We start from the raw sequence: 22,424 nt of genomic DNA on the forward strand, positions 1-22,424 counted from the left end.
CGAGGGCGGTCCGGACCGCCGCGCGCGGGTCCGCGAGGGGCGGGGGCGGGTCGGGGGAGCGGACGGGGACGAGGTCGGGCAGCGCAAGCGCGCGGATCTCGGGCGGCACGAGGTCGTCCGGGATCTCGACGGCGATGCGGCCGGCGCGACCCGCGTCGCTCACATCGCCTCCGGCGCCTCGATCCCGAGCAGCGCGAGCGCCTCGGCGAGGGTGGTGCGGACCCGCCCGACGAGGGCGAGGCGGGCCTCGCGGAGGCCGGGCTCGGCGCGCAGCACCGCGGTGTCCGGCGCGCCGTCGGGCCCGCGGTGGTTGTAGTAGCCGTTCCAGGCGGTCGCCAGGTCGAGGGCGTACTGCGCGACGAGGTGCGGCGCGAGCGCCTCGGCGGCCTGCGCGCGGACCTCGGGGTACTGCGCGACGCGGCGCGCGAGGGCCACCTCGAGCGGCCCGGCGTGCGCGTAGACGCCCGGGTCGGGCGCGGCGTCCGGGTCGAGGCCGGCGTCGCGGGCCGCGCGGAGGATCGAAGCGGCGCGGGCGTGCGCGTACTGGACGTAGGGCGCGGTGTCGCCCTGCAGGTCGAGGGCGCGCTCCCAACGGAAGTCGATGATGCGCTTCGCTTCGCTCTTCAGCATCGCGAACCGGAGCGCGCCGAGCCCGACCGCGCGGGCGACGGCGTCGGCGTCGGTGAGGTCGGGGTTCTTCTCCGCGACGACGGCGCCGGCGCGGCGGACCGCCTCGTCCATCGCGTCGTCCAGCGCGAGGGTGGTGCCCTTGCGGCCGCTCATCGCTTCGCCCTCGAGGGTGACGACCTCGTACGCCAGGTGGTGGCTGTGCCGGGCGGCGGCCTCCCCCTCCGGCGTGCCGGACAACGCGAGGGCGGCCTTGACGAGGGTCTGGGGGTGGGTCTGACGGACGTCGATGACGTTCACGATCGACGCCGCATGCGCGAACGTCCGGCCGTCGGCGTCGGTCGTTCCGGCGGGGTGGCTGGTCCACAGCGTCGCGCCGCCGGGCCCCTCGGCGAAGGGGGCGTAGCGGAGGCCTTCGAAGAGGCCGGCCTTCCAGAACTGGTAGCCGACGTCCTTCGCGACGTACATGGCGTTGCCGTCGCTGCGCACGAGGACGACGCGGTCCTCCTCGAGGCCGGGGAGGAAGTCGCCGACGCGCATCACGAGGGCGCCGGCGTACTTGCCGTCCTCGGGCCGTTCGACGTAGGGGCTGGCCTCGAGCACCTCGAGGCCGCGCGCGAGGAAGCCGGCGGCCACGACGTCGGACTCCCAGACGAGCAGGTCGTACGTCGCGCCGAGCGCGTGGAAGGTGGCGAGCTGCGCGGCGACGATGCGCTCGACGGCGTCGCGGCGTTCGCCGCGCTCGAGGGCGTGCATGACGTCGGCGACGCCCGCCTCGATCGCGTCGCCGTCCGCCTCCTTGGCGCGCCCGAGGCGGACGTAGCGTTCGCCGTACCAGTGGTCCAGCTTCCACGCCGCGCGGGGCGCGTCGGGGGCGTGGGGGGCGTGCGGGTCGGGGGGCGTCTCCCCGAAGTACGCCGCGGCGAAGAGGCTCTCCGCCGCCTGCCGGCCGGTGTCGTCGACGTAGTTCTGGACCTCGACGTCGTAGCCGTCGGCGCGCAGGATGCGGGCGACGGCGTCCCCGAGGACGACGTTGCGGAGGTGCCCGACGTGCGCCTCCTTGTTCGGGTTGACGCTGGTGTGCTCCACGACGACCTTGCGGCCGCGCGCGGGGGCGGGGGCGGGCCCGTCGACGACGCCGGCGAGGAACGTCGCGGGGTCGAGGACGACGTTGATGTACGGCCCGACCGCTTCGGCGCGGAGCACCCCGGCGGGCGGCTCGAACGCCGCGACGAGCTCCGCGGCGAGGTCGGCGGGGTTGCGTCGGAGGGTCTTGGCGAGGGCGAACGCGACCGGCGTGCCGTAATCGCCGGGCTTGTCCTCGGGGACCTCTTGGACGGGGATGTCGGGGACGGGGAGGGCGTCGCCCGGAGCGCCGAGCCGGGCCACCGCCCGGGCGAAGGCGGCGCGCAGGGCGTCCTTGACGTCGCTCATGACCGCAGAGCGTAGCACGGGCCGCGCGCCCGGCCGTCCGCAGGGCCGCGCGCCGGCCGGGCACGGTGTGCGCGGCCGCGGTCGGGGGTGGGCTGCGCGCGCTAGACTCTCGCATCCGGCCGCCGGTGTGGGCCGGCCGACGCCCCCCCGGGGCCCGCAGCGGGTATGGTTGATACGTGCTCGCTCAGATTTCCTTCCCACCGACCCCCCGGTGGGGGACGCCGCGGCCGACGGCCGCCCCACCCCCACCCGCGACGCGAGGAGGCACCCCCCGATGACCGACGCCCCGAGCGACGTCCCCCGCTTCGACGGCCCCGTCCCGGTCTGCCCGGTACGCGGCTCCGTGCTCTACCCGAGCATGGTGATGCCCATCGACGCCGGCCGCGCCATCAGCATCCGCGCCATCAACACCGCCCTCGACCGCGACCGCACCATCCTGATCGCCAGCCAGCGCGACCGGGAGGTCGAGGAACCCACCCCCGAGGACCTGTACGACGTCGGCACCGTCTGCACCATCATGCGGATGAAGAAGAACCCCGACGGCAGCATCCAGATGCTCGTCCGCGCGATCGGCCGCGTCCAGGTCGAGGCCTACCAGCAATCGACCGGCCTCATCGAGGCGGAGCTCGCCCCGTACGACGTCGAGGAGGGCGATGACACCGTCATCGAAGCCAGCTTCCGGGAACTCAAGGAGAAGTTCTCCGACCTCCTCGAGAGCGGCAACCGCGGCCTTCAGGCCGAGGTGGCGCAGTTCATCCTCAACCTCGACGACCCCGGCCAGTTCGCCGACTACGTCGCCTACCACCTCGACTTCCGCCTCGAGGACAAGCAGGCGGTCCTCGAGGCGCGCACGGTCGCCGACCGACTCCGCCGCGTGCTGGTGTTGATCGACACCGAGATCGAGCTGCAGGAGACGCAACGGCGCCTCCAGCGCGAGGTCAAGGAGGAGATCGACCGCAACCAACGCGAGTACTTCCTGCGCGAACAGATCAAGGCGCTGCAGAAGGAACTCTCCGGAAGCGACGACGAGGAGGACGAGGTCGAGGCGTTCCGCGAGAAGCTCGAGGCGGCCGACCTGCCCGAGGAGGCGATGAAGGAGGCGCAACGCGAACTGAACCGGCTCTCGCGCATGCACCCCGACAGCGCCGAAGCCAGCGTCATCCGCACCTACCTCACGACCCTCACCGAACTCCCCTGGAACCACCGCAGCGAGGACCAACTCGACGTCACCGTCGCCGCGAAGGTCCTCGAGGAGGACCACTACGGCCTCGAGAAGGTCAAGGACCGGGTCCTCGAGTACCTCGCCGTCCGCAACCTCAAGGCGGAACGCGCCGCGAAGGGCGAGCTCGAGGAGAGCGACGTCAACAAGGGCCCCATCCTCCTCTTCGCCGGCCCGCCCGGCGTCGGCAAGACGTCGATCGCGCAGTCGGTCGCCAAGTCCCTCGGGCGCGAGTACGTCCGCATCAGCCTGGGCGGCGCGCGCGACGAGTCCGACATCCGCGGGCACCGACGCACCTACATCGGCAGCATGCCCGGCCGCATCATCCAGGGCATCCGCACCGCCGGCACGAAGAACCCGGTGTTCCTCCTCGACGAGGTCGACAAGCTCGGCATGTCGTACCAGGGCGACCCCAGCTCCGCGCTGCTCGAGGTCCTCGACCCCGCCCAGAACCAGAACTTCGTCGATCACTACCTCGGCGTCTCCTTCGACCTCTCCGAGGTGCTGTTCATCGCCACGGCGAACTACCAACAGCAGATCCCCGAGGCGTTGATGGACCGCATGGAGACGATCGTCTTCAACAGCTACATCGAGCAGGAGAAGCTCGAGATCGCCAAGCGCTACCTGGTGCCGCGGCAGATCAAGGAGAACGGGCTCGGCGCGAAACAGCTCACCATCAGCGACGGCGCCATCCACCGGGTCATCAACGCCTACACCCGCGAGGCGGGCGTCCGGACCCTCGAACGCACCCTCGGGACCCTCGCCCGCAAGGCGGCGCGCCGCGTCGCGGAGGGCGACGCGAAGCGCGTCCGCATCACCGAACGCAGCCTCGAGGGCTACCTCGGCAGCGCCCGCTTCACCCCCGAATCGGAGGCGGAGGAGGACCTCGTCGGCGTCGCGACCGGCATGTACTACACGCCGGTCGGGGGCGACATCCTGTTCGTCGAGACCAGCATCACGCAGGGCAAGGGCGGGCTCGTCCTCACCGGCCAGCTCGGCGACGTCATGAAGGAGTCCGCCCGCGCCGCGCTGACGTTCGTGAAGTCCAACGCCGAACGCTTCGGGCTCGACCTCGCCGACGTCGAGGACCACGAGATCCACATCCACGTCCCCGCCGGCGCCACCCCCAAGGAGGGCCCCTCGGCCGGCGTCGCCCTCGCCACGAGCCTCGTCAGCGCCCTCACCGGCGTCCCCGTCCGGCGCGACGTCGCCATGACCGGCGAGATCACGCTCCGCGGGCGGGTCCTGCAGATCGGCGGACTGAAGGAGAAGATCCTCGGCGCCAAGCGGGCCGGCATCGCCCACGTCGTCTACCCCGAAAAGAACGCGGCGGACGCCGCGGACATCGACGCGGCGCTGCTCAAGGGCATCCACACGCACGCCGCCGCGGACCTCGAGGCGGTCCTCGACCTCGCCCTCGTCGGCGGCATGGACGCCCTCGAAGGGCCGGGCGGCGGCCCGAAGGGACGCCGCAAGGGCAAAGGCAAGGGCAAGGGCGCCGCGCGCGTCCCCAGCGCCCAAGCCTAACCCCGGCCGCCCGCGCCGACCCCGCCCCCCCGCCATCCACAGCACCCTCGACACCGCCGCCGCGCCCCCGGGCGCGGCGGCGTGCGCGTGCCGGAACCGCGCCGCGCGAGGCGGTAGCATGCCCCCATGCGTACCCCCCTCATCGCCGGCAACTGGAAACTCCACACGACCCCCACCGAAGCGGTCGCCTGGTTCGACGCCTTCCGCGCCGCCCTCGCCGGGCACGCCGTCGACCGCATCGAGCTGGCGCTCGGCGTGCCCGCGACGCACCTCCCCGGCCTCGCGCCGCTCGCCGCGCAGGCCGGCGTCGCCCTCGCCGGGCAGGACCTCTCCCGCCACGACGAGGGCGCGCACACCGGCGAGATCGCCGGCGCGATGCTGGCCGACGCCGGCGCGACGTACGTGATCGTGGGGCACTCCGAACGCCGCAGCGACCACGGCGAGAGCGACGACGTCGTCCGCGCCAAGGTCGCCGCCGCCCGCCGCGCCGGCCTCACCCCCATCCTCTGCGTCGGCGAGTCCGAAGCGGACCGGGACGCCGGCCGCGCCGAAACGGTCGTCCTCGACCAACTCCACGCCGCCCTCGGCGGCCTCGAAGCGGACGCGGACGCCGCCGCCCTCGTCGTCGCCTACGAACCGGTCTGGGCGATCGGGACCGGCCGCACCGCCACCGCCCAGGATGCGCAAACCATGAGCGCCGCGATCCGCGCCGCGCTCCGCGACGCCCGCCCCGCCCTCGCCGACGGCGTCCGCATCCTCTACGGCGGCAGCATGAAGCCCGGCAACGCCGCGGAGCTGTTGGCGCAACCCGACGTCGACGGCGGCCTGGTCGGCGGCGCCAGCCTCGACGTCGAAGCGTGGCTCGCCATCGCCGACGCCGGGCAGGCGGCCGCGTGAACGCCCGCCCCCTCGACGCCGACGCCGTCGCGCGACGCCTCGCCGCGGTCCGGACCGCCCTCGCGGAGCGCGAGGTCGGCGCGCTGCTCGTCACCCGCCCCGCCAACGTGCGTTGGTTGTCCGGCTTCACCGCGCCCGACGACGCCCGCGTCCTCGTCACCGCCGACGACGCCTGGCTGTTCACCGACGGGCGCTACACCGCGCAGGCGGCGGAGACGTCGTTCCTGCCCGCCGTCATCGAACGGTCCTGGCGCACCGAGGTCGCCGCCCGCCTCCCGGGCGGCGCCCTCGCCGTCGAGGCGGAGCACCTCACCCTCGCCGGCGCCGCCGCGCTCGCGAAGGCGACGCACCGGGAGCCGGTCCGCACCGACGGTCTCGTCGCGACCCTCCGTCGCCGCAAGGACGCCGCCGAGATCGACGCGATCCGCCGCGCCGCCGACCTCACCGACCGCGCCTACGCGCACGTCCTGACCCGCCTCGCGCCCGGCGTCCGCGAGGTCGACCTGGCGCTCGAGATCGAACGCTTCGTGCGCAGCGAGGGGGGCGACGGCATGGCGTTCGACGTGATCGTGGCCTCCGGCGTCCGCAGCGCCATGCCGCACGGCGTCGCGTCCCCGAAGGGCGTCGAGGCGGGCGACCTGGTGACGTTCGACCTCGGCGCGCGCGTCGACGGCTACTGCGCCGACATGACCCGCACCGTCGGGGTCGGCGACGTGTCGGCCGCCCACCGGGCGTTGTTCGGCGCGGTCCTCGAGGCGCAGGAGGCGGCGGTCGCCGCCGTCGCGCCGGGCGTCGCCGCCGGCGACGTCGACGCCGCCGCCCGCACCGTCCTCGCCCACCACGGGCAGGGCGACGCGTTCGTGCACAGCCTCGGGCACGGCGTCGGGCTCGAGATTCACGAGGGGCCCGGCCTCGCGCCCCGCACCGAGGACGTCCTCGAGCCCGGGATGGTCGTCACGATCGAACCGGGCGCCTACCATCCCGGCGACGCCGGCGTCCGCATCGAGGACCTCGTCGTCGTCACCGACGACGGCGCCGAGATCCTCAGCCGCAGTCCGAAGGGGTGGACGACCGTCGGGGACGCGCCGGCGTGAGCGGCGCGCCGCAGGTCGTCAAGTACGGCGGGGCGGCGATGCAGGACCCCGCCGCGCGCGCCGCGGTCGCCGCGGCGCTGCGCACGCTCCGCGCGGACGGGGGGACGCCGTACGTCGTGCACGGCGGGGGGCCCGCCATCGGGCAGGCGCTCGCCGCCGCCGGCCTCGAGGCGCGCTTCGTGGACGGCCGCCGCGTCACCAGCGCGCGCGCCCTCCCGGTCGTCGAGGCGTCCCTGACGCTCCTCGGCAAACGCATCGCGCAGGAGATCGGGGACGCCGTCGCCCTCACCGGCCGCGACGCCGGCCTCCTGCGCGGCGAACCGATCGACGCCGAGCTCGGCCGGGTCGGCCGCGTCACGCACGTCGACGTCGCGCGCCTCACCGCCCTCGCGGGGATCGACCTCACGCCGGTCCTCGCCTGCCTCGCCCTCGCCCCCGACGACGAACTCCTGAACGTCAACGGCGACGAGGCGGCCGGCGCCGTCGCCGCGGCGCTCGGCGCGCCGGTGACGTTCCTGACCGACGTGCCGGGGGTGCTGGAGACCCCCGACGGGGACGGCCCGCCGCTGGCGTCGGTGTCCGCCGCCGACGCCGAGGCCCGCCTCGCCGACGGTCGGATCGCGGGTGGCATGGTGCCGAAGGTCCGCGCCGCGCTCGAGGCGCTCGCGCGCGGCGCCCCGTCGGCGCGCATCGCCGCGACCGACGACGCGGCGACCGTCCTCGCGGCGTTGCGGGGGACGGGCGGCACCGCGCTGACCCCCTGACGGCGCCCGCCCCGGCCAGCACGGCGTTCTGATACACTCGTGACCGATGTCGCAAGGGCCCCGCACTGCGCTGGTCGCCCTGCTCGCGCTCACGTGCGCCGCAGGGGGCGCCGTCCTGGCCCAAACGACGCACGTGGTCCAACCCGGCGACACCCTCTGGGACCTCGCCCGCACCCACGATACGAGCGTCGCGGACCTGCGCGCCGCCAACGACCTCGGCGGCGACGCCCTGACGCCCGGCGACGTGCTGACGCTGCCCGGGGCCCCCGATGCACGCGACCGCTCGGCCCCCGAGACGTGGACCGTGACGCCCGGCGACACGCTGTCCGACATCGCGCTCGCCAGCCGCACGTCCGTCGACGACCTGATGGCCTGGAACGACCTCGCGACGCCCGCCCTGCACCCGGGGGACGTGATCGCGCTCGGCCCGCCCGCCGCGCCGGCCGCCGACGCCACCCCGACCGCCGCAACGCCCGACGCCGAGCCCGACCCCGAAACCGACGCCGCCGACGACCGCCCCGTCTGGGTGGTCACGAAGGGCGACACGCTGTCCGACATCGCGCTCGCCAGCCGCGGGACCGTCGACGAGCTGATGGCCTGGAACGGGCTCGCGTCGCCCACCCTGCGTCCCGGCGACGTCATCGCCCTCACCGCACCCACGACGGCGCCCGACGGGGCGGCCGGCACCCCGACCCGCACCCCCCTCATGGTCGAGGTGCAGCCGGGCGACACCCTCTGGGACCTCGCCCGCACCTACGACACCACCGCCGACGCGATCGCCGCCGCCAACGGCCTGACCCCTTCGGCCGTCCTGTCGGTCGGCCGCGACCTGGCGATCCCCGGCGCGTACGCCGAGACCGCCCCGACCGGCGACGTCGGCGGCTTCGCCGCCCCCACCATCACCGTCGATCCGGGCGATACGCTGTGGGAGATCGCGCTCCGCTACGACACCACCGTCGACGCCCTCATGGCCGCCAACGCCCTGACGGACCCGAATCTCGACGTCGGCCAGGAGTTGCGCCTCGTCGGGCGCGACGGCGCGCCCTCGACCCGTCTCGCGACGCCCACCCCCCGGCCCCGCGCCGACGCGTGGACGTGGCCGCTGGACGGGCCGCTCACCTCCCCCTTCGGGTGGCGGGCGCTGACGGTCGGTGGGACGAACATGCACTACGGCATCGACATCGACGGCGACACCGGCGACCCGATCGTCGCAGCGGCCGCCGGCACCGTCACGCACGCCGGCTGGATGGGCGGGTTCGGGAACCTCGTCATCATCGAACGCGACGCCACCGAGTGGTACTACGCCCACGCGTCGGAACTGCTGGTCCGCGTGGGGGACGTCGTCGCGGCCGGCGACCCGATCGCGCGGGTCGGCGCGACCGGCCGCGTGACGGGCTCGCACCTGCACTTCGAGATCCGCGAGAACGGGACGCCCATCGACCCCCTCCCCCTCCTCGAGGCGCGGGCGTCCGCCCGCTGAGCGTCGCGTGCGCATCGTCGTCGTCGGAGACCTCCACGCGCAGGAGGGGAAGTTGTGGCGCATCCTCGACGAGGCCGGCCTCCGCGACGCGGACGGCGGGCCGTCCGACGCGCTGCGTAGCGGCGACGCGCACCTGGTCCTGCTCGGGGACCTGGTGCACGCGAAATCGCGGACGGTGTACGCGCACCTCGCCGGCGTCGAACGCTACGACGAGTTCGATCCCGACCACCTCGCCCGCGCCGAACGCGCCCAGGAGGACTTCCTGCGCCGCGTCGCGGCGTTCCTCGCGCCGCTGCCCGACGGCGTCGCGACGATCCTGCTCGGCAACCACGACGCGAACGCCGTGACGCCCGACCAGGGACCGCTCCGCAGCGACGACGTCAGCCACCTCGAGTGGAAACCGGGGTACGGAAGGGCGCTGCCCGACGACCTCGCCCGCTGGGTGGCGTCCTGGCCGCGCGAGTGGGTGCTCGACGGCGTGCACTTCGCGCACGTCGGGCCGCGCCCCGAACACAACCGGTACGACACCGCCTTCTACCTCGAGAACCGCCGGCGTTGGATCTACGCCGACGAGGACGCCCTGCAGGGCACCGGCTACCGCTTCGGGGTGTACGGCCACACGCCGGTCCGCGGGGGGTTGAACCTCGCGTCGAAGGGCCGCGCGCTGCTGCTCGACGGCAACGGGCACGACGGCGAGTACGTCTGGGCGGAACTCCTCACCGCCGAAGCGGGCCTCCGGGTGCGGCTCCGCGGCCTCGTGTTCGACGAGTTCGTCCCCGTCTGACCCGCCGCACCGGGCTCACGGACGGACGGTGACCGTCTGGCCGGTCGGCACGAACGCCACCCAACGCCGCATCCCCTCGAGCGCGATCTCGGTGCCGTCCTCCGCGACGAAGCGCACGCCGTCCTGCAACCGCCAGGTGCCCTCCACCCGGCGGCCCCGCAGCAGCAGCGTCGCGTCCCCGCCACGCGTGACGTCCATCGACACGCGCCCCGCGGGATCGCCCGGGATCGGGACGACGTCGAGGCGCGCCAGGAGCACCGCATCGAGCAGGATCGGCGCGCCGCCGGCGGCGGACGCCGGCTCGCCGTAGCGGATCCACCGGTAGCGGCCGGTGTCCCCCTCGAGGCGGAAGCCCGACGCGTAGGCGCCGCCCCAATCGATGCGGACCTCCGTTGCCGACGGCGCCCCGTCGGGCGCGGTCGGCCGCACCTGCGCCACGAGACGCGGATCCTCGTCCGCGACGTACCGCTCCGCCGCCGCCCGCAACGCCGCACCCGCCGCGAACGTGTTCACCGGCGCCCGCCCCCGGTTCGGGTCCCGCGCGAACAGCGGGCCCTCCGCCATCGCATCCAGGTTCCGGGCCCCGTCCCCCGCCAGGCGCGCCTGGGCGGCGGGCGACCCGCCGACGTGCACGAGGACCGCGGCGGCGTCGTCGGCGAGGTCGATCATGTACGGCCGAGCGCTGCGGATGGGGCCCACCTCGCGCGGCTCCTCGGCATCGAAGAACGGCAGCAACCGCGTGACGCCCCCCTCGACCGGGATCTCCGCCGTCCACGTCGCCTGCGCCAGCCCCTGCTGCGGGTACCCGCCGGCGTTGTCCAGCACCACCGCGAGGGGGGCGGGCACCGCCCGCGCCGGCGGGGGCGCCGGTTGGGCCGGCGCCCCGCCCGCGCCCGCCTCGCCGTCGGGCGACGCGGCCCGCCCCAGGGCGTCGGCGGGCGCGTCGGGGTCGCCGTCCGGTTGGCCGGGCCGCGCGGCGTCCCCGCCGATCGGTCCGTCCGGCCGGGGGGCCCGCGCCGCGGAGCCGGGCGCCGCGTCGCTCGGGGCCTCCCGCACGACCGCTTGGACGCTCGGGGTCGGGAGCGGCCGGGCGGACGGGACGCTGGCGGTCGGCGCGACCCCCAGCTGCTGGGCCGACCCGACCTCCGTCGTCACGTTCGGTGCGTCGAGGTCGCGCCCCTCGGGCGCCCCGACGCTCGGGGTGGGCGCCGCCACCGACGCCGCGTCCGCGTCCGCGTCGGGCGTCGGGGCCTCCAGGCCGCGCGTGGCGGGCGCCTCGACCGCCGCGTCGGGCGCCGCGAGGGCGCGCGCGTCCGCCTCGACGTCCGGCGCGACCTCGGTGAGCGCCGTCGCGCCGTCGCTCGGGTCGGGCGACGGGCTCGGGACCGGCAACGCAGCGGCGTCCGCCTCGACCTGCACGTCCGGCGTCTCGATCTCCGGCACGGCGGCCTCCACCTCCGGGTCCGGCGTCGGGAGGGGCGCCTCCGGCGCCGCGGTGCGCGGGGCCGGCGTCTCGAGCGGCGTCGCGGCCTGCGCGTCGTCCGCCGCGTCCGCCGCCGCGGCGTCGCGTTCGGGCGGCGCCGGCGGGGCCGGCGCCTCCGCGGCGGGCGGCCCGTCCGCCGCGGGGTCCCCCCCGCTCTCCGCGTCGGTCGCCGGGTCGCCCGGCGCCGGGCGCCCGGTCGCGTCCGCCTCCACCTGCGGGCGGGGCGCCGGCTGCGCGACGGCGTCGTCCGCCGTCGCGGGCGCCTCCTCCTCCGCTTCGGCGGGGGTCCCGAGGTCCACGACGAGGTACGTCTCCGGCGGGTCGCTGGGCGTGAGGTCCAGCGTCACCATCAGCGCCAGCAGCACGAGGGCGTGCAGAAGCAACGACAGGCCCGCCGCGCGGCGGCGGTCCGGGTCGCGCCAGAGGCGCGCGACGCGGGTGGCGAGGGCGGCCCTCATCCCCCCGCAGCGATCGCGACGCGGGTCGCGCCGGCCCGCCGGATCGCGTCCATGATGCGGACGGTCGTGCCGTGCGCCACGCGCTGGTCGGCGCGCAGGATGACGGTGCCGGCGTTGCGTTCGGCGAGCAGCGCCTGCAGGGCCGGCACCAACTGCGCCTCGTCGAGCGCTTCGCCGCCCAGGAAGATCCGTTCGTCGGCGTCGAGGGTGACGGTCGGGAGGCCCTCGGGTTGCGCCGCGGCGCTGCTCGCTTGCGGCAGGTCCACCGGGAGGCCGTTCTCGAGCGTGATGAAGGTCGTGGAGACCATGAAGAAGATGATCAACAAGAACACGACGTCGACCATCGGCGTGAGGTCGAGGATCGGGGAGGCGCGACCGCGGTCGCGGCGGCGGGTCGTCACGCGCACGGCCCCGACCCGCTCACGCGGCGGGCGACCGCTCGCCCGCGTCGCGGCGCGACGCCACCGCTTCGGCGACCTCGCCCATCAACTCCTCGCGGCGCCGATCGATCTCGAGGAGCATCGCGTCGACCCGGCTCGAGAGGACGTTCTGCCCGATCAGGGTGGGGATCGCCACGATCAACCCCGCCGCCGTCGTCACGAGCGCCTGCCCGATCCCGTCGGCCAACGCCGCGGGGTTCCCGGTCCCCTGCGAGGAGATCTCCGCGAACGCCACGATCATGCCGGTGACGGTCCCCAGGAGCCCCATGAGGGGCGCGATCTGCGCGATCGTCGTGAGCGGCCGGATGCCGCGCGCGAGGCGTTGCTCCTCCTCCAGGCTGGCCTCCTGGAACGCCGACTCGAGCGCCGACCGGCCGTACGGCAGCCGCGTCAGGGCCGCCCCCAACACCCGCGCGACGGGGCCCCCGTGCGTCTCGCAGGCGGCGAGCGCCGCCTCGAGGTCGCGCTCACGGACCGCGGCGTTCACCGTCCGCATGAGGGCCTCGTTGTCCGCCGGCTCGCGCGACAACGTCCGGAAGCGGACGAGGAAGACGTACAGCGCGTAGATCGAGACCGCGATGATGGCGACCAGGATCGGCCCGCCGCTCAGAATCAACTCCATGACCTACCCCCTCGGGTGTGGATGCTACGTGCGGCGCACCTGAGGTGCGTGAGACGTGCCGATTCAGACCGCACGGGCGTCCTCCGCACCGGCGTCCGGCGTACGGACGACGTGCCCCGTCCGCCCGTCGCCCGGCTCCGCCCCCCCGCCCGTCGCGGGGTCGTGCCGCCAGCGGATCCGCTCGATCGACGTCGCGCGGGTCCCCTCGAGCTCCAGCGCGACGGCGCACACCGTCGCCGCGCCCTCCGCGGGGGTGAAGCGGTGCTTGCGCTGCGTCCGGAAGGCGGCGTACGGACCGTCGTACGTCACGCCGATGCTGGACGCCTCGACCCCGGTCATGCCGACGTCGGTCAGGTAGGCGGTGCCGTTCAGGAGCTGCTCGTCGGCGGTCTGCACGTGCGTGTGCGTCCCCAGGAGCGCCGCGGCGCGACCCGCGACGTGGTACCCGAGGACCTTCGACTCCGCGGTCGTCTCCACGTGCGCGTCGACGATCACGGGGCGCCCCTCGGGCAGCGACGCGAACAGGTCGTCGAGCGCCCGGAAGGGGTCGTCCAGCGGATCCATGAACAGGCGCCCCATCACCTGTGCGACCGTGACGTGGGTGCCGCCGACCGCCACCGTCGTCGCCCCCAGCCCGGGCGTGCCGGGCGGGTAGTTCAGGGGCCGCACGAGGTGCGTCGAGCGCTCGAGCAGGTCCGCGGTGTCTCGCTGATCGAAGGTGTGGTTCCCGAGCGTGACGACGTCGGCGCCGGCGTCGCGCACCTGGTCGAAGTGCTTCTCGCTCAGGCCCCGCCCTCCCGTCGCGTTCTCGGCGTTGACGACGCGCAGGTCGTAGTCGCCTCCGTACGCCCCGAGGTAGGCGCGGAGCGCCTTCAGGCCGGGGGTGGCGAAGACGTCGCCCACGAACAGCACGCGCATGCGCGCAGGGTACCAGGCGGGGCGCGGCCGGCGCCGCCGGCGGCGGCCGACCGCGCCGGGGGTGGTAGCGTCCCGGCATGGCGAAGCCCGACCTCGACGACGTCGACCGCAAGATCCTCGTCCACCTCCGCGAGGAGGGACGCGCCTCGCACGCCGAGATCGCCGAGCGGGTCCGGCGTTCCGCGCCGGCGGTCGGAGAACGCATCAAGAAACTGATGCAGCGCGGCGTGATCCACGGGTTCCACGCCGACGTCGACCCCGACGCGGTCGGCCTGTCGGTCGCGGCGTTCGTCGCGCTGGCCCCCACCCCCGGCAGCGACGTCCGCGACCTGGTGACGCGCCTGAAGCGACTTCCGGAGGTGCAGGAGCTGCACTCGGTCGCCGGGACGTACAGCTACCTCGCGAAGGTCCGCACGACCAGCCCCACCGCCCTCGACGCGTTCCTCGACGACCTGATGATGATGGACGGCGTCGAGCGCACCGAAACGACGATGGTGCTGCGCACGAACCTCGAACGCCCCGCGGTGTTGCCGTTCGACCCCGCGCCCGCCGCAACCGACGCGGAGGACGGGACCTAACCGCCCGGCGAGCGCCGCACGAGCGCCTCGAGGGCGGCGTCCCCCGACGCCCCCTCGGGCGCGCCGTCCGCCCCGTCCGCACCGACGTCGTCGCGCATCGCCTCCAGGAACCACGCCGGGAGGCGTCCGCGTTGCGCCCGCAGGAACGCCGGGAAGCCGGCGTCCAGCAGGTACGTCGCGGCGTGATCGGTGTCGCTGCGGACCCCGCGCCCGTACGCCTGCACCACCGTCAGGCACGCCCGCCAGGCGTACCAGGCGGGATCGCGGGCCTTCCGCGCGGCGACCTGCGGGTCCCCGAGGTACGGCCAGGGGACCTTGCAGATCGCTTGGAAGCGCGCGGCGTCGTCGGCCAGGTCGATGCCCTCCGTCATGCTGGGCGTCACCAGGACCGTCGCGGTGCGCGCCGCGAGGTGCCGCTCGAGCGCCGCGTCGCGGCCCGCCGCGTCGTCGTGCGTCACGACCCGCGTCGCGAGGTCGGCGGGGAGGCCCTCGCGGATCGCGCGGGCGACGGCGTACGTGTGCGTATGCACGACCCCCTTGTCGTTGGGGTGCTCGCGCAGGATCCGCGCGACGCCGTCCACGAGCTTCGGCAGGTCCGCGTCGCGGTGCGCGCGCGTCATGCGGGCGGTCGGGCGGACGTGGATCGGGCGGCGTTCGGGCGGGAAGCTCGACGGCATGCGGACGACCGCGAGGTCGTCCGCATCGATCCCGAGCGACGCGGCGTACGTCGCCGGATCGAGGATCGTCGCACTCATCAGCAGGACCCGCTCGCCGAGACGGAACAACAGCGGTTCGGCGAACGCGGCGACGTCGACGGGCCGAAACGTCAGGATGCGTCCCGCCCCGTCCGCACCGACCTCCACCACCCAGTCCGCCTCCCCCGCGTCGCTGGATTCCGCCAACAACGCGAGGCCGTCCAGCGTCCCGTCCAACCAGCGCACGGCCCGCAACGCCTCCACGGTCGCGGCGCCCTCCGACGGCAACCCCTCGAGCTTCGCCCGCAGCCGCCGCGCGCGTTCGGCGAGGGCGGGCACGAGGTCGAGCACGGCGTCCAGGAGCCCCTCGACGCGGTCGCCGGCGGGGAGGCGCACCTCGACGCCGGCGCGCGCCAGGTCGGCGTCGGCGAGGCGGACCTCGACGAACCGCATGAGGGCGGCTTCGGCGTTGTGCGCCTCGTCGAGCACCAGCAGGTCGCGGGGCGCGAAGGCGCCGGCGTGGTGCGTCTCCGCCAGGAAGTACGGGTAGTTCATCACCGTCGCGTCGGCGGCGAGGGCGGCGTCCTTCGCGGTGAAGTAGGGACAGTCGTCGCACGCGGGGAACGTCCGCCCCAGCAGGCAGGGGGCGGCGGCGGCGTGCGTGTCGGCGACGAGACAGTCGTAGTTCGCGCGGCCCGTCATCGACGTGAGGTCCGGAAAATCGCGGAGGTACTGCGCCTGCAACAGCTTCTGGGCGGTCAGCAGGTAGGCACCGTTCGCTTCGCGCGCGAGCGCGACGGCGAGCGCGGACTTGCCCGCCCCGGTCGGCGCCTCGAGGATCACGAACCGGGTGCCGGCGTCGAACGCCGCGCGCATCGCATCGAGCGCCTCGCGTTGCCCTTCGCGGTAGCGCGGATAGGGAAAGCTCGACACGCGGCAGGCTACCACCGGCCCCGCGCCCACCGGCACGGGCCGCCCTCGGCCCGGCGAAGCGCGCACCGCGCGGTCCGGGGTCCGCGCACGAACCGAAGCACGCGAACGGGCCGACCCGAAGGTCGGCCCGTCGCTGCGTTTGGTGCCGAGGATGGGACTCGAACCCACACGACCTCAGCGGTCACTAGCCCCTCAAGCTAGCGCGTCTACCAATTCCGCCACCTCGGCGCACGCAGGTGCAGACGCGTAGGCGAGGCTACCGCCGGGCCCGGGGGGTGTCAAGCGAACCGGCCGAGTCAGTACGTGAGCACCCGGTAGCCGTCCGCGAGGTACCCGCGCACGCTGGGGTGTCCCTCGAACGCGTCCACCAGCGCTACGCCGGCCCCTTCGATCGCTTCGCTCGCTCCGAACGCCGTCGCGCAGTAGCTGCACGCACCCGCGACGCGGTCCTTCACGTCCGCCCACAGGGCGTGCCGCGGGTGCTCCGGGTCGTCCAACGTCCCCACCCACCGGGTCCCCGCCCCGTCGAACGACAGGACGACGTCGTCCCCCGCCTGCTTCGCCTCCTTGACGACCTCCATCGCGTTGACGACGCGACCGAGATCGCCGTGCGTCTCCACGTCGGCCAACACCTGCACCAACAGTCTCATGGCGCCTCCCACGGGCGGTGGTTCCGCCACGCCGAGTGGACCCCACCCCCGGCCCGCGCGTCCGTCGGATTCTTGACGCGCCTCGTGCGCGCCGCGTGGGACGCTCCACTGCACGGCCGCCGTGGCTCGGCGGACCCCACGACCGCCTGGAGGCCTCCATGACCAATGCATCCCCCGCCCCTTCGACCCCCGACGCGCCCCTCCGCGCGCTGTACGTCAACGGCACCCTCAAACCGTCGCCGGAACGCTCCCACACGCAAGGGTTGATGGATCGCTCGATCGCGATCCTGGAGCGCCTCGGGGTCGAGGTCGACGTCCTGCGCGCCGTCGATCACGAGCTGGCGCCGGGGGTGCAGCCCGACATGCGGGCGCACGGCCAGACGCACGACGCGTGGCCGGACCTGTGGCCCCGGGTCGCGCGCGCCGACATCCTGGTGCTCGGGACCCCCATCTGGCTGGGGGAACGCTCGTCGGTAATCAGCCGCGTCATCGAGCGCCTCTACGCCATGTCGGGCCAGGTCAACGACCGCGGGCAGTACGTGTACTACGGCAAGGTCGGCGGCGTGATCGTGACCGGCAACGAGGACGGCGTGAAGCACTGCGCCATGGGCATGCTCTACGCGCTGCAGCACCTCGGGTTCGTCGTCCCGCCGCAAGCGGACGCCGGGTGGATCGGGGAGGTCGGCCCCGGCGCCTCCTACCTCGACCCCGGCTCCGGCGGACCGGAGAACGACTTCACGAACCGCAACACGACGTTCGCGTCGTACAACCTCGTGCACGTCGCGCGGATGCTGAAACGCGCCGGGGGCCTCCCCGCGGAGGGCAACGTGCGGAGCGCGTGGGATGCGGGCGAGCGCCCCCCGGCCTACGCCCCCGACGACGCGGGCGGTGCCTGAGGGCGTCCCTGCCGATCCGCCGGGGGCTACCCCTCCGCGTCGTCCCCCTCGACGACGCGCGTGAGGCCCCCGACGTCCAGGGCGTAGCGGCCGCGCGTGCCGTCCAGTCGGCCGGCGCGGCGCAGGTCCGCGATCGCGGTCGACACCGACACGCGGGTCGCTCCGACCATCGCGGCGATCTCTTCGTGTCCGAGAGCGACGTCGACGTCGACCCATCCGGGACGGTCCGCACGGTCGTCCCCGAAGCGTCGCGCGTGATCGATCAGGACCGCCGCGACCCGTGCACGGATGGGGCCGTGCCCCTCGGTGAGTCGGTCGCGACACCGGAAGAGGTTCTCGGTGAGCATCTCCGTGAACGACTCGACGAAGCGGGGCGCTTCGCGCGCCAGGCGCCGGTACTGCTCGCGCGACATGGGGCACGTCACGACGTCGGTGGCGGCCACGGCGTCCAAGCGGTAGCGGGCGCCGTCCCCGACGAACGCCTCCCCGATCAGGTCGTCGGGACCGACCACCCCGAGGATCCGCTCGCCGCCGTCGGGCGTGGTGCGCACGAGCTTCACCCGCCCCCGAGCGACGACGTGCATGGCGTCCGCGGCGTCCCCCTCGCGAAAGATCACGTCGCCCGGCGCGAAGGTGCGGTCGGGACAGATGCGCCGGAAGGCGGCCCGCTCGTCGTCGCGCAACCGGTCGAGGAACCCGCTGTCGCGCAGGATCCAGGCGTCGGGACGTCGCTCCATGCGGGCACGATACGCGAGCGCGCCGCTGGGTATCCTGCCCGCCATGCCGACCGCCGAACGCGCCGCCCGGGTCTTCGAGGTCCTGCGCCGCCGCCAGACCGACCTCACCGTCGTCGCGGAGGACGTCTACAAACCGCACAACCTGTCCGCGATGCTGCGCAGTTGCGACGCGGTCGGGATCCCCGAGGTGCACGCCGTCCGCCCGACCGGCGGCGTCCCGACGTACGACGCGACGAGCGCGTCGGCGCACCGGTGGGTGGACCTCCGCGTGCACGGCGACCTGGCGTCCGCCCTGGCGGTCCTGCGGGGGCGCGGCATGCAGATCCTCGCCGCGCACTTCTCCGACGCGGCGGTCGACTACCGCGACGTGGACTACGTCCGCCCGACCGCGGTCGTGTTCGGCAACGAACGCTCCGGCGTGAGCGAAGCGGCCGCAGCGCAGGCCGACGCGCACGTCGTCATCCCGATGCTGGGGATGGTGCCGTCGCTGAACGTCTCGGTCGCGACGGCGGTCGTGGCGTTCGAGGCGCAACGCCAACGCCGCGCGGCGGGGGCGTACGACCGGCCGGCGATGCCGGCGCGGGCGCGCAACGACCAGGCGTACGCCTGGCTCTACCCCGCCGACGCCGCGGTGAAGCGCGAGGCGGGCGCGGCGTACCCCTGGCTGGAGGCGGACGGCGCCGTCCGGACGGTGGACGGCCCGCCCGACTGGGCGGTGGAGGACGGCGCGGACGACGGGGCGACCGACGGTGGGGTCGGAACTTAGGGTGCGCCGGCGCGCGGTGCGGGCCGGCGGGGGCTGCTAGCCTTCCCCCGTGAGCGAGGGAACCGCACCGTTCGAGATCCGCGACCTGGGTCGCCTCGGGTACCGCGAGGCGTGGGACGCCCAACGCGAGGTGCACGCCGCCGTCGTCGCGGGCGACGCGCCCCCCACGCTGTTGTGGGTGGAGCACGACCGGGTGCTGACGTTCGGGCGGCGCGGGGGGCGCGACCACCTGCTCGAGGACGAAGCGGCGTTGCGGGCGCGCGGCTTCGACCTCGTCGACGTCGATCGCGGGGGGGACGTGACGTACCACGGGCCCGGCCAGCTGGTGGGCTACCCGATCCTGCCGGTCGGGCGGCGGGTGCGGGACTACCTGCGGGCGCTCGAGGGCGCGGTGCAGGACCTCCTCCAAGCGGAGGGCGTCGCGTCGGAGGGCAGCCCCGGGTACGCCGGCGTGTGGGTCGGGAACGCGAAGGTGTGCGCGATCGGGGTGGCGGTCCAGCGTCGCGTGAGCCTGCACGGGTTCGCGCTGAACGTCGCGACGGACCTCCGCGATTTCGAAACGATCGTGCCGTGCGGCCTGCACGGCACGTCGGTCACCAGCCTCGAGCGGTTGCTGGGGCGGACGGTGACGCTGGAGGCGGCGAAGGCGGCCCTCGCGCCGCGCCTCGCGACGCGGTTGGCGGGCCTCCTCCCGCCCCCGAATCGGGACGCAGCCGACATCGCCGCGCCGACCGGCGTTGGTAGGCTCGCGACGTGAGCGATTCCCCGGTCCACGAACTGCCGGTCCTGAACTCCCGCGAGTTCAAGAAGGTCGTCCCCGCCGTCGAGGGGGGCCGCAAGGCCGCCCGCGCGACCGACGCGGCGCCCGAGGGCGGCGCGCCCCGCGAACGCAAGCCGGACTGGTTGCGCGTGAAGTTGCCGGCGGGCGGGAAGTACCAGGAGATGCGCACCAACGTCACGGGACACCGGCTCGCCACCGTGTGCGAGGAGGCGCGCTGCCCGAACCTGGCGGAGTGCTGGAACGCCGGGACCGCGACCATCATGCTGATGGGGTCGGTCTGTACCCGCGGCTGCAAGTTCTGCGCGGTCGCGACCGGCAACCCCGCCGGCCTGCTCGATCCCGACGAGCCGCGCCTCGCCGCGGAGTCGGTCGCGGCGATGGGGTTGTCGTACGTGGTGCTGACGTCCGTCGACCGCGACGACCTGCCCGACGGCGGCGCGAGCCACTACGCCGCCGCGGTCCGCGCCATCCGCGAGCGGTCGCCGCAGACGAACGTCGAGGCGCTCACGCCCGACTTCGCGGGCGTCACGGAGCACGTCGACGTGGTCCTGAACGCGGGGATCGCGGTGTACGCACAGAACCTGGAGACGGTGCGGCGCCTGACCCACCCGGTGCGGGACCCGCGCGCGGGGTACGAGCAGACGCTGTCGGTCCTGGCGCACGCGAAGCGGGCCCGACCCGACGTCCTCACGAAGACCAGCCTCATGCTGGGGCTCGGCGAGACGGAGGCCGAGCTCGAAGCCACGATGGACGACCTGCGCGACGCGAACGTCGACATCCTGACGCTCGGGCAGTACCTGCAACCGACGTCGGCGCACCTGCCGGTCGAGCGGTACGTCCCGCCCGAGGACTTCGCCCGCTACCGCGAGATCGGCCTCGAGAAGGGGTTCCTGGAGGTCGTCTCCGGGCCGCTCGTGCGCTCGTCCTACCGCGCGGAACGGGCCCTCGAGAAGAACAACGCCGGCATCGCCCTCTGAGCGACGGCGCGGCGTGCGGGGCGGAGCCTCGAACGGAGCGCGCGAGGACGCGAGGGGGGCCGCGCCGGCGGCGCGGCCCCCCTTCGTTCGGAGGGGGCGGGCCTGGCGTCAGGCGTCCGCGTCGCCCTCGTGCGCGGCGAGGTACGCCTCGCGCGCCTCGAGGATCATCGCGTGGGTCTCCTCGATGCCGTGCCAATCCTCGACCTGGACCGACTTCCCCTCGAGCGCCTTGTAGATGTCGAAGAAGTGCTCGATCTCCCGCAGGCGGTGGGGACTGATGGTGGAGATGTGCCGGTTGTTGTCGTAGCGGGGGTCGTCGACGGGCACCGCGAGGACCTTCTGGTCGCGGCCCTTCTCGTCCGACATCTCCAGGAACCCGAGGGGGCGGGCGCGCCACACGACCCCCGGGTAGGACGGGTACGTCGTCAACACCAGCACGTCGACCGGGTCGCCGTCCTCGGCGAGGGTGCCGGGCATGAAGCCGTAGTCGCCGGGGTAGTGCATGGCGCTGTAGAGCACCCGGTCGAGGAAGAACGTCTCGCGTTCGGGGTCGTACTCGTACTTGTTGGCGCTGCCGCGGGGCACCTCGATGACGCAGGTGACGATCTCCGGCGCGTCCGCGCCGAGCTCGAGGTGGTAGAGGTTCGTGCTCACGAAGGGGTCCTTTCGGTGGGGGGCGGGAGGGCGAGACCGGCGATGCGCTCGAGGAACGCGGCGTGCAGGCGGTCGTCGCCGGCGAGTTCGGCGTGGAAGACGGTGGCGAGGACGCGGCCCGATGCGACGGCGACCGGGTCGCCGTCGTGGGTCGCGAGGACGCGGACGTCCGGCCCGACCTCGAGGATGCGGGGGGCGCGGATGAACACGCCGCGGAACGGCGCGTCGAGCCCGTCGACGTCGACGTCCGCCTCGAAACTGGCGACCTGCCGCCCGTAGTCGTTGCGGGCGATCGTGACGTCCAGCAGCCCTAGGCGGGGCTGCTCGGGTCGGGCGTGGATCGTGCGGGCGATCAGGATCGCGCCAGCGCACGTGCCCCACACCGCCCCGCCGCGCGCTGCGAACGCGGGGAGGGCGGCGTCGAGGTCGTACGCCCCCATGAGTTTCGCCATGGTGGTCGATTCACCGCCGGGGATCACGACGGCGTCGAGGTCACCGAGGTGCGCCGGGAGGCGCACCTCGCGGACGTCGGCCCCGAGCCGCTCGAGCGCGCGCCGGTGCTCCCGGAAGGCGCCCTGCAGGGCGAGGACGCCGACGCGCGGCGCCGCACTCACGGGGCACCCGCCGCCCGGGCGCCCCGGAGGATCGCGTCGGCGACGAGGTCCTGGGCGACGGCCGCCATCGCGGTGGGGTCGACCGCGGGACGGGCGCCGGTCGACAGCACGAACGTCGTGTCGCCGTCGAACGGCGTGTGCGACGGGCGCGTGACGCGGGCGATGCCGGCGTGCGCGGACGTCGCGAGGGCGCGGGCGGCGGCGGCGTCCAGCGTCGCGTCGCTCGCGACGACGACCAGGGTCGTGTGCGTCCCCGCGACGAGGGGGGCGGCGTCGGGGGTGGGGTCCGTGGGGGTGCCGGCGACCGGCGTGCCGTCCGCCGCGACGAGCGCACCGGAGGCGTTCGAGACCGCCAGCGCGGCGACCGTCGCGCCGTCCGGGAGGCGGCGCGAGGCG

General features: G+C 74.7%; 22 protein-coding genes and 1 tRNA gene. 11 read left to right on the top strand and 12 right to left on the bottom strand.

Annotated elements, in window-relative coordinates; translation table 11 throughout:
• Window positions 1-159 precede the first annotated feature (159 nt).
• Window positions 160-2,061 carry an arginine--tRNA ligase gene (locus RI554_04040; GenBank protein ID MDR9391180.1) on the bottom strand — a complete coding sequence of 634 codons (1,902 nt, stop codon included), beginning with the start codon at window positions 2,059-2,061 and terminating at the stop codon, window positions 160-162.
• A 274-nt stretch (window positions 2,062-2,335) separates the two neighbouring features.
• Between RI554_04040 and lon the strand changes: the two genes are divergently transcribed.
• The 6 genes from lon (at window position 2,336) to RI554_04070 (ending at window position 9,826) form a co-directional block, all read left to right on the top strand.
• The gene (gene lon / locus RI554_04045) at window positions 2,336-4,807 is read left to right on the top strand and encodes an endopeptidase La (protein MDR9391181.1); all 2,472 of its coding nucleotides are present in this window, start codon (window positions 2,336-2,338) and stop codon (window positions 4,805-4,807) included.
• Window positions 4,808-4,933: 126 nt separating this feature from the next.
• Window positions 4,934-5,704 carry a triose-phosphate isomerase gene (gene tpiA, locus RI554_04050; protein MDR9391182.1) on the top strand — a complete coding sequence of 257 codons (771 nt, stop codon included), beginning with the start codon at window positions 4,934-4,936 and terminating at the stop codon, window positions 5,702-5,704.
• Complete coding sequence (locus tag RI554_04055) at window positions 5,701-6,798, top strand: Xaa-Pro peptidase family protein (GenBank protein ID MDR9391183.1); 1,098 nt, start codon at window positions 5,701-5,703, stop codon at window positions 6,796-6,798. The genes tpiA and RI554_04055 overlap by 4 nt, the downstream gene beginning before the upstream one ends.
• The gene (gene argB, locus RI554_04060) at window positions 6,795-7,562 is read left to right on the top strand and encodes an acetylglutamate kinase (GenBank protein ID MDR9391184.1); all 768 of its coding nucleotides are present in this window, start codon (window positions 6,795-6,797) and stop codon (window positions 7,560-7,562) included. Before RI554_04055 ends, argB begins: the two co-directional genes overlap by 4 nt.
• A 46-nt stretch (window positions 7,563-7,608) precedes the next feature.
• A complete protein-coding gene (locus RI554_04065; protein MDR9391185.1) occupies window positions 7,609-9,042 on the top strand; it encodes a LysM peptidoglycan-binding domain-containing protein in 1,434 nt (477 codons plus the stop codon).
• A 7-nt stretch (window positions 9,043-9,049) separates the two neighbouring features.
• Window positions 9,050-9,826: a metallophosphoesterase gene (locus tag RI554_04070; GenBank protein ID MDR9391186.1), complete on the top strand. Its 777-nt coding sequence runs from the start codon at window positions 9,050-9,052 to the stop codon at window positions 9,824-9,826.
• 15 nt (window positions 9,827-9,841) lie between these two features.
• Here RI554_04070 and RI554_04075 read toward each other — a convergent pair whose 3' ends face one another.
• From RI554_04075 to RI554_04090, 4 genes are all read right to left on the bottom strand, one after another.
• The gene (locus RI554_04075) at window positions 9,842-11,767 is read right to left on the bottom strand and encodes a DUF3048 domain-containing protein (GenBank protein ID MDR9391187.1); all 1,926 of its coding nucleotides are present in this window, start codon (window positions 11,765-11,767) and stop codon (window positions 9,842-9,844) included.
• Window positions 11,764-12,168, bottom strand: coding sequence for a biopolymer transporter ExbD (locus tag RI554_04080; protein MDR9391188.1), 405 nt, complete (start codon window positions 12,166-12,168; stop codon window positions 11,764-11,766). The genes RI554_04075 and RI554_04080 overlap by 4 nt, the downstream gene beginning before the upstream one ends.
• Window positions 12,169-12,187: 19 nt before the next feature.
• The gene (locus RI554_04085; GenBank protein ID MDR9391189.1) at window positions 12,188-12,829 is read right to left on the bottom strand and encodes a MotA/TolQ/ExbB proton channel family protein; all 642 of its coding nucleotides are present in this window, start codon (window positions 12,827-12,829) and stop codon (window positions 12,188-12,190) included.
• Window positions 12,830-12,892: 63 nt separating this feature from the next.
• Entirely contained in the window at window positions 12,893-13,747 is an 855-nt protein-coding gene (locus RI554_04090) for a TIGR00282 family metallophosphoesterase (GenBank protein MDR9391190.1), read from the bottom strand.
• Window positions 13,748-13,824: 77 nt separating this feature from the next.
• On the opposite strand from RI554_04090, the gene RI554_04095 reads away from it, so the two are divergent.
• Window positions 13,825-14,325, top strand: coding sequence for an Lrp/AsnC family transcriptional regulator (locus RI554_04095; protein MDR9391191.1), 501 nt, complete (start codon window positions 13,825-13,827; stop codon window positions 14,323-14,325).
• Here the strand turns inward: RI554_04095 and RI554_04100 are convergent.
• The 3 genes from RI554_04100 to RI554_04110 all read right to left on the bottom strand — a co-directional run bounded on the left by RI554_04100 (window position 14,322) and on the right by RI554_04110 (window position 16,603).
• Window positions 14,322-15,953, bottom strand: coding sequence for an ATP-dependent DNA helicase (locus RI554_04100; GenBank protein ID MDR9391192.1), 1,632 nt, complete (start codon window positions 15,951-15,953; stop codon window positions 14,322-14,324). The two genes, RI554_04095 and RI554_04100, sit on opposite strands and share 4 nt — an antisense overlap.
• A gap of 140 nt (window positions 15,954-16,093) precedes the next feature.
• Window positions 16,094-16,181, bottom strand: a tRNA-Leu gene (locus tag RI554_04105).
• A gap of 68 nt (window positions 16,182-16,249) precedes the next feature.
• The gene (locus RI554_04110; protein ID MDR9391193.1) at window positions 16,250-16,603 is read right to left on the bottom strand and encodes a DsrE family protein; all 354 of its coding nucleotides are present in this window, start codon (window positions 16,601-16,603) and stop codon (window positions 16,250-16,252) included.
• 158 nt (window positions 16,604-16,761) lie between these two features.
• On the opposite strand from RI554_04110, the gene RI554_04115 reads away from it, so the two are divergent.
• Window positions 16,762-17,499 carry a flavodoxin family protein gene (locus RI554_04115; GenBank protein ID MDR9391194.1) on the top strand — a complete coding sequence of 246 codons (738 nt, stop codon included), beginning with the start codon at window positions 16,762-16,764 and terminating at the stop codon, window positions 17,497-17,499.
• 26 nt (window positions 17,500-17,525) lie between these two features.
• Here the strand turns inward: RI554_04115 and RI554_04120 are convergent, their stop codons facing one another.
• Entirely contained in the window at window positions 17,526-18,236 is a 711-nt protein-coding gene (locus RI554_04120; protein MDR9391195.1) for a Crp/Fnr family transcriptional regulator, read from the bottom strand.
• Window positions 18,237-18,279: 43 nt separating this feature from the next.
• On the opposite strand from RI554_04120, the gene trmH reads away from it, so the two are divergent.
• Genes trmH through lipA form a run of 3 tightly spaced genes read left to right on the top strand, consistent with a single transcriptional unit; the run spans window position 18,280 to window position 20,760 of the window.
• A complete protein-coding gene (gene trmH, locus RI554_04125) occupies window positions 18,280-19,002 on the top strand; it encodes a tRNA (guanosine(18)-2'-O)-methyltransferase TrmH (protein MDR9391196.1) in 723 nt (240 codons plus the stop codon).
• Between the two features lie 49 nt (window positions 19,003-19,051).
• Window positions 19,052-19,759: a lipoyl(octanoyl) transferase LipB gene (gene lipB, locus RI554_04130; GenBank protein MDR9391197.1), complete on the top strand. Its 708-nt coding sequence runs from the start codon at window positions 19,052-19,054 to the stop codon at window positions 19,757-19,759.
• Window positions 19,756-20,760 (top strand): lipoyl synthase, encoded by a 1,005-nt coding sequence (gene lipA / locus RI554_04135; GenBank protein MDR9391198.1) that lies wholly within the window; start codon window positions 19,756-19,758, stop codon window positions 20,758-20,760. Before lipB ends, lipA begins: the two co-directional genes overlap by 4 nt.
• A gap of 108 nt (window positions 20,761-20,868) precedes the next feature.
• Here the strand turns inward: lipA and RI554_04140 are convergent, their stop codons facing one another.
• The 3 genes from RI554_04140 to RI554_04150 all read right to left on the bottom strand — a co-directional run.
• A complete protein-coding gene (locus RI554_04140) occupies window positions 20,869-21,414 on the bottom strand; it encodes an inorganic diphosphatase (protein MDR9391199.1) in 546 nt (181 codons plus the stop codon).
• A complete protein-coding gene (gene pdxT / locus RI554_04145) occupies window positions 21,411-22,028 on the bottom strand; it encodes a pyridoxal 5'-phosphate synthase glutaminase subunit PdxT (GenBank protein ID MDR9391200.1) in 618 nt (205 codons plus the stop codon). Before pdxT ends, RI554_04140 begins: the two co-directional genes overlap by 4 nt.
• Window positions 22,025-22,424 (bottom strand): P1 family peptidase (locus RI554_04150; protein ID MDR9391201.1); only part of this gene is annotated, 400 nt, incomplete at its 5' end. The genes RI554_04150 and pdxT, both read right to left, overlap by 4 nt.

It is taken from the genome of Trueperaceae bacterium (genome assembly GCA_031581195.1).
In the GTDB taxonomy this organism is placed as follows: Bacteria; Deinococcota; Deinococci; order Deinococcales; family Trueperaceae; genus SLSQ01.

Excerpts from the sequence above, each read along its gene's own strand:
- RI554_04040 (MDR9391180.1), bottom strand. The coding sequence starts at position 2,061 with ATGAGCGACGTCAAGGACGCCCTGCGCGCCGCCTTCGCCCGGGCGGTG.
- lon (MDR9391181.1), top strand. The coding sequence starts at position 2,336 with ATGACCGACGCCCCGAGCGACGTCCCCCGCTTCGACGGCCCCGTCCCG.
- tpiA (MDR9391182.1), top strand. The coding sequence starts at position 4,934 with ATGCGTACCCCCCTCATCGCCGGCAACTGGAAACTCCACACGACCCCC.
- RI554_04065 (MDR9391185.1), top strand. The coding sequence starts at position 7,609 with ATGTCGCAAGGGCCCCGCACTGCGCTGGTCGCCCTGCTCGCGCTCACG.
- RI554_04075 (MDR9391187.1), bottom strand. The coding sequence starts at position 11,767 with ATGAGGGCCGCCCTCGCCACCCGCGTCGCGCGCCTCTGGCGCGACCCG.
- RI554_04085 (MDR9391189.1), bottom strand. The coding sequence starts at position 12,829 with ATGGAGTTGATTCTGAGCGGCGGGCCGATCCTGGTCGCCATCATCGCG.
- RI554_04090 (MDR9391190.1), bottom strand. The coding sequence starts at position 13,747 with ATGCGCGTGCTGTTCGTGGGCGACGTCTTCGCCACCCCCGGCCTGAAG.
- RI554_04095 (MDR9391191.1), top strand. The coding sequence starts at position 13,825 with ATGGCGAAGCCCGACCTCGACGACGTCGACCGCAAGATCCTCGTCCAC.
- RI554_04110 (MDR9391193.1), bottom strand. The coding sequence starts at position 16,603 with ATGAGACTGTTGGTGCAGGTGTTGGCCGACGTGGAGACGCACGGCGAT.
- RI554_04115 (MDR9391194.1), top strand. The coding sequence starts at position 16,762 with ATGACCAATGCATCCCCCGCCCCTTCGACCCCCGACGCGCCCCTCCGC.
- RI554_04120 (MDR9391195.1), bottom strand. The coding sequence starts at position 18,236 with ATGGAGCGACGTCCCGACGCCTGGATCCTGCGCGACAGCGGGTTCCTC.
- trmH (MDR9391196.1), top strand. The coding sequence starts at position 18,280 with ATGCCGACCGCCGAACGCGCCGCCCGGGTCTTCGAGGTCCTGCGCCGC.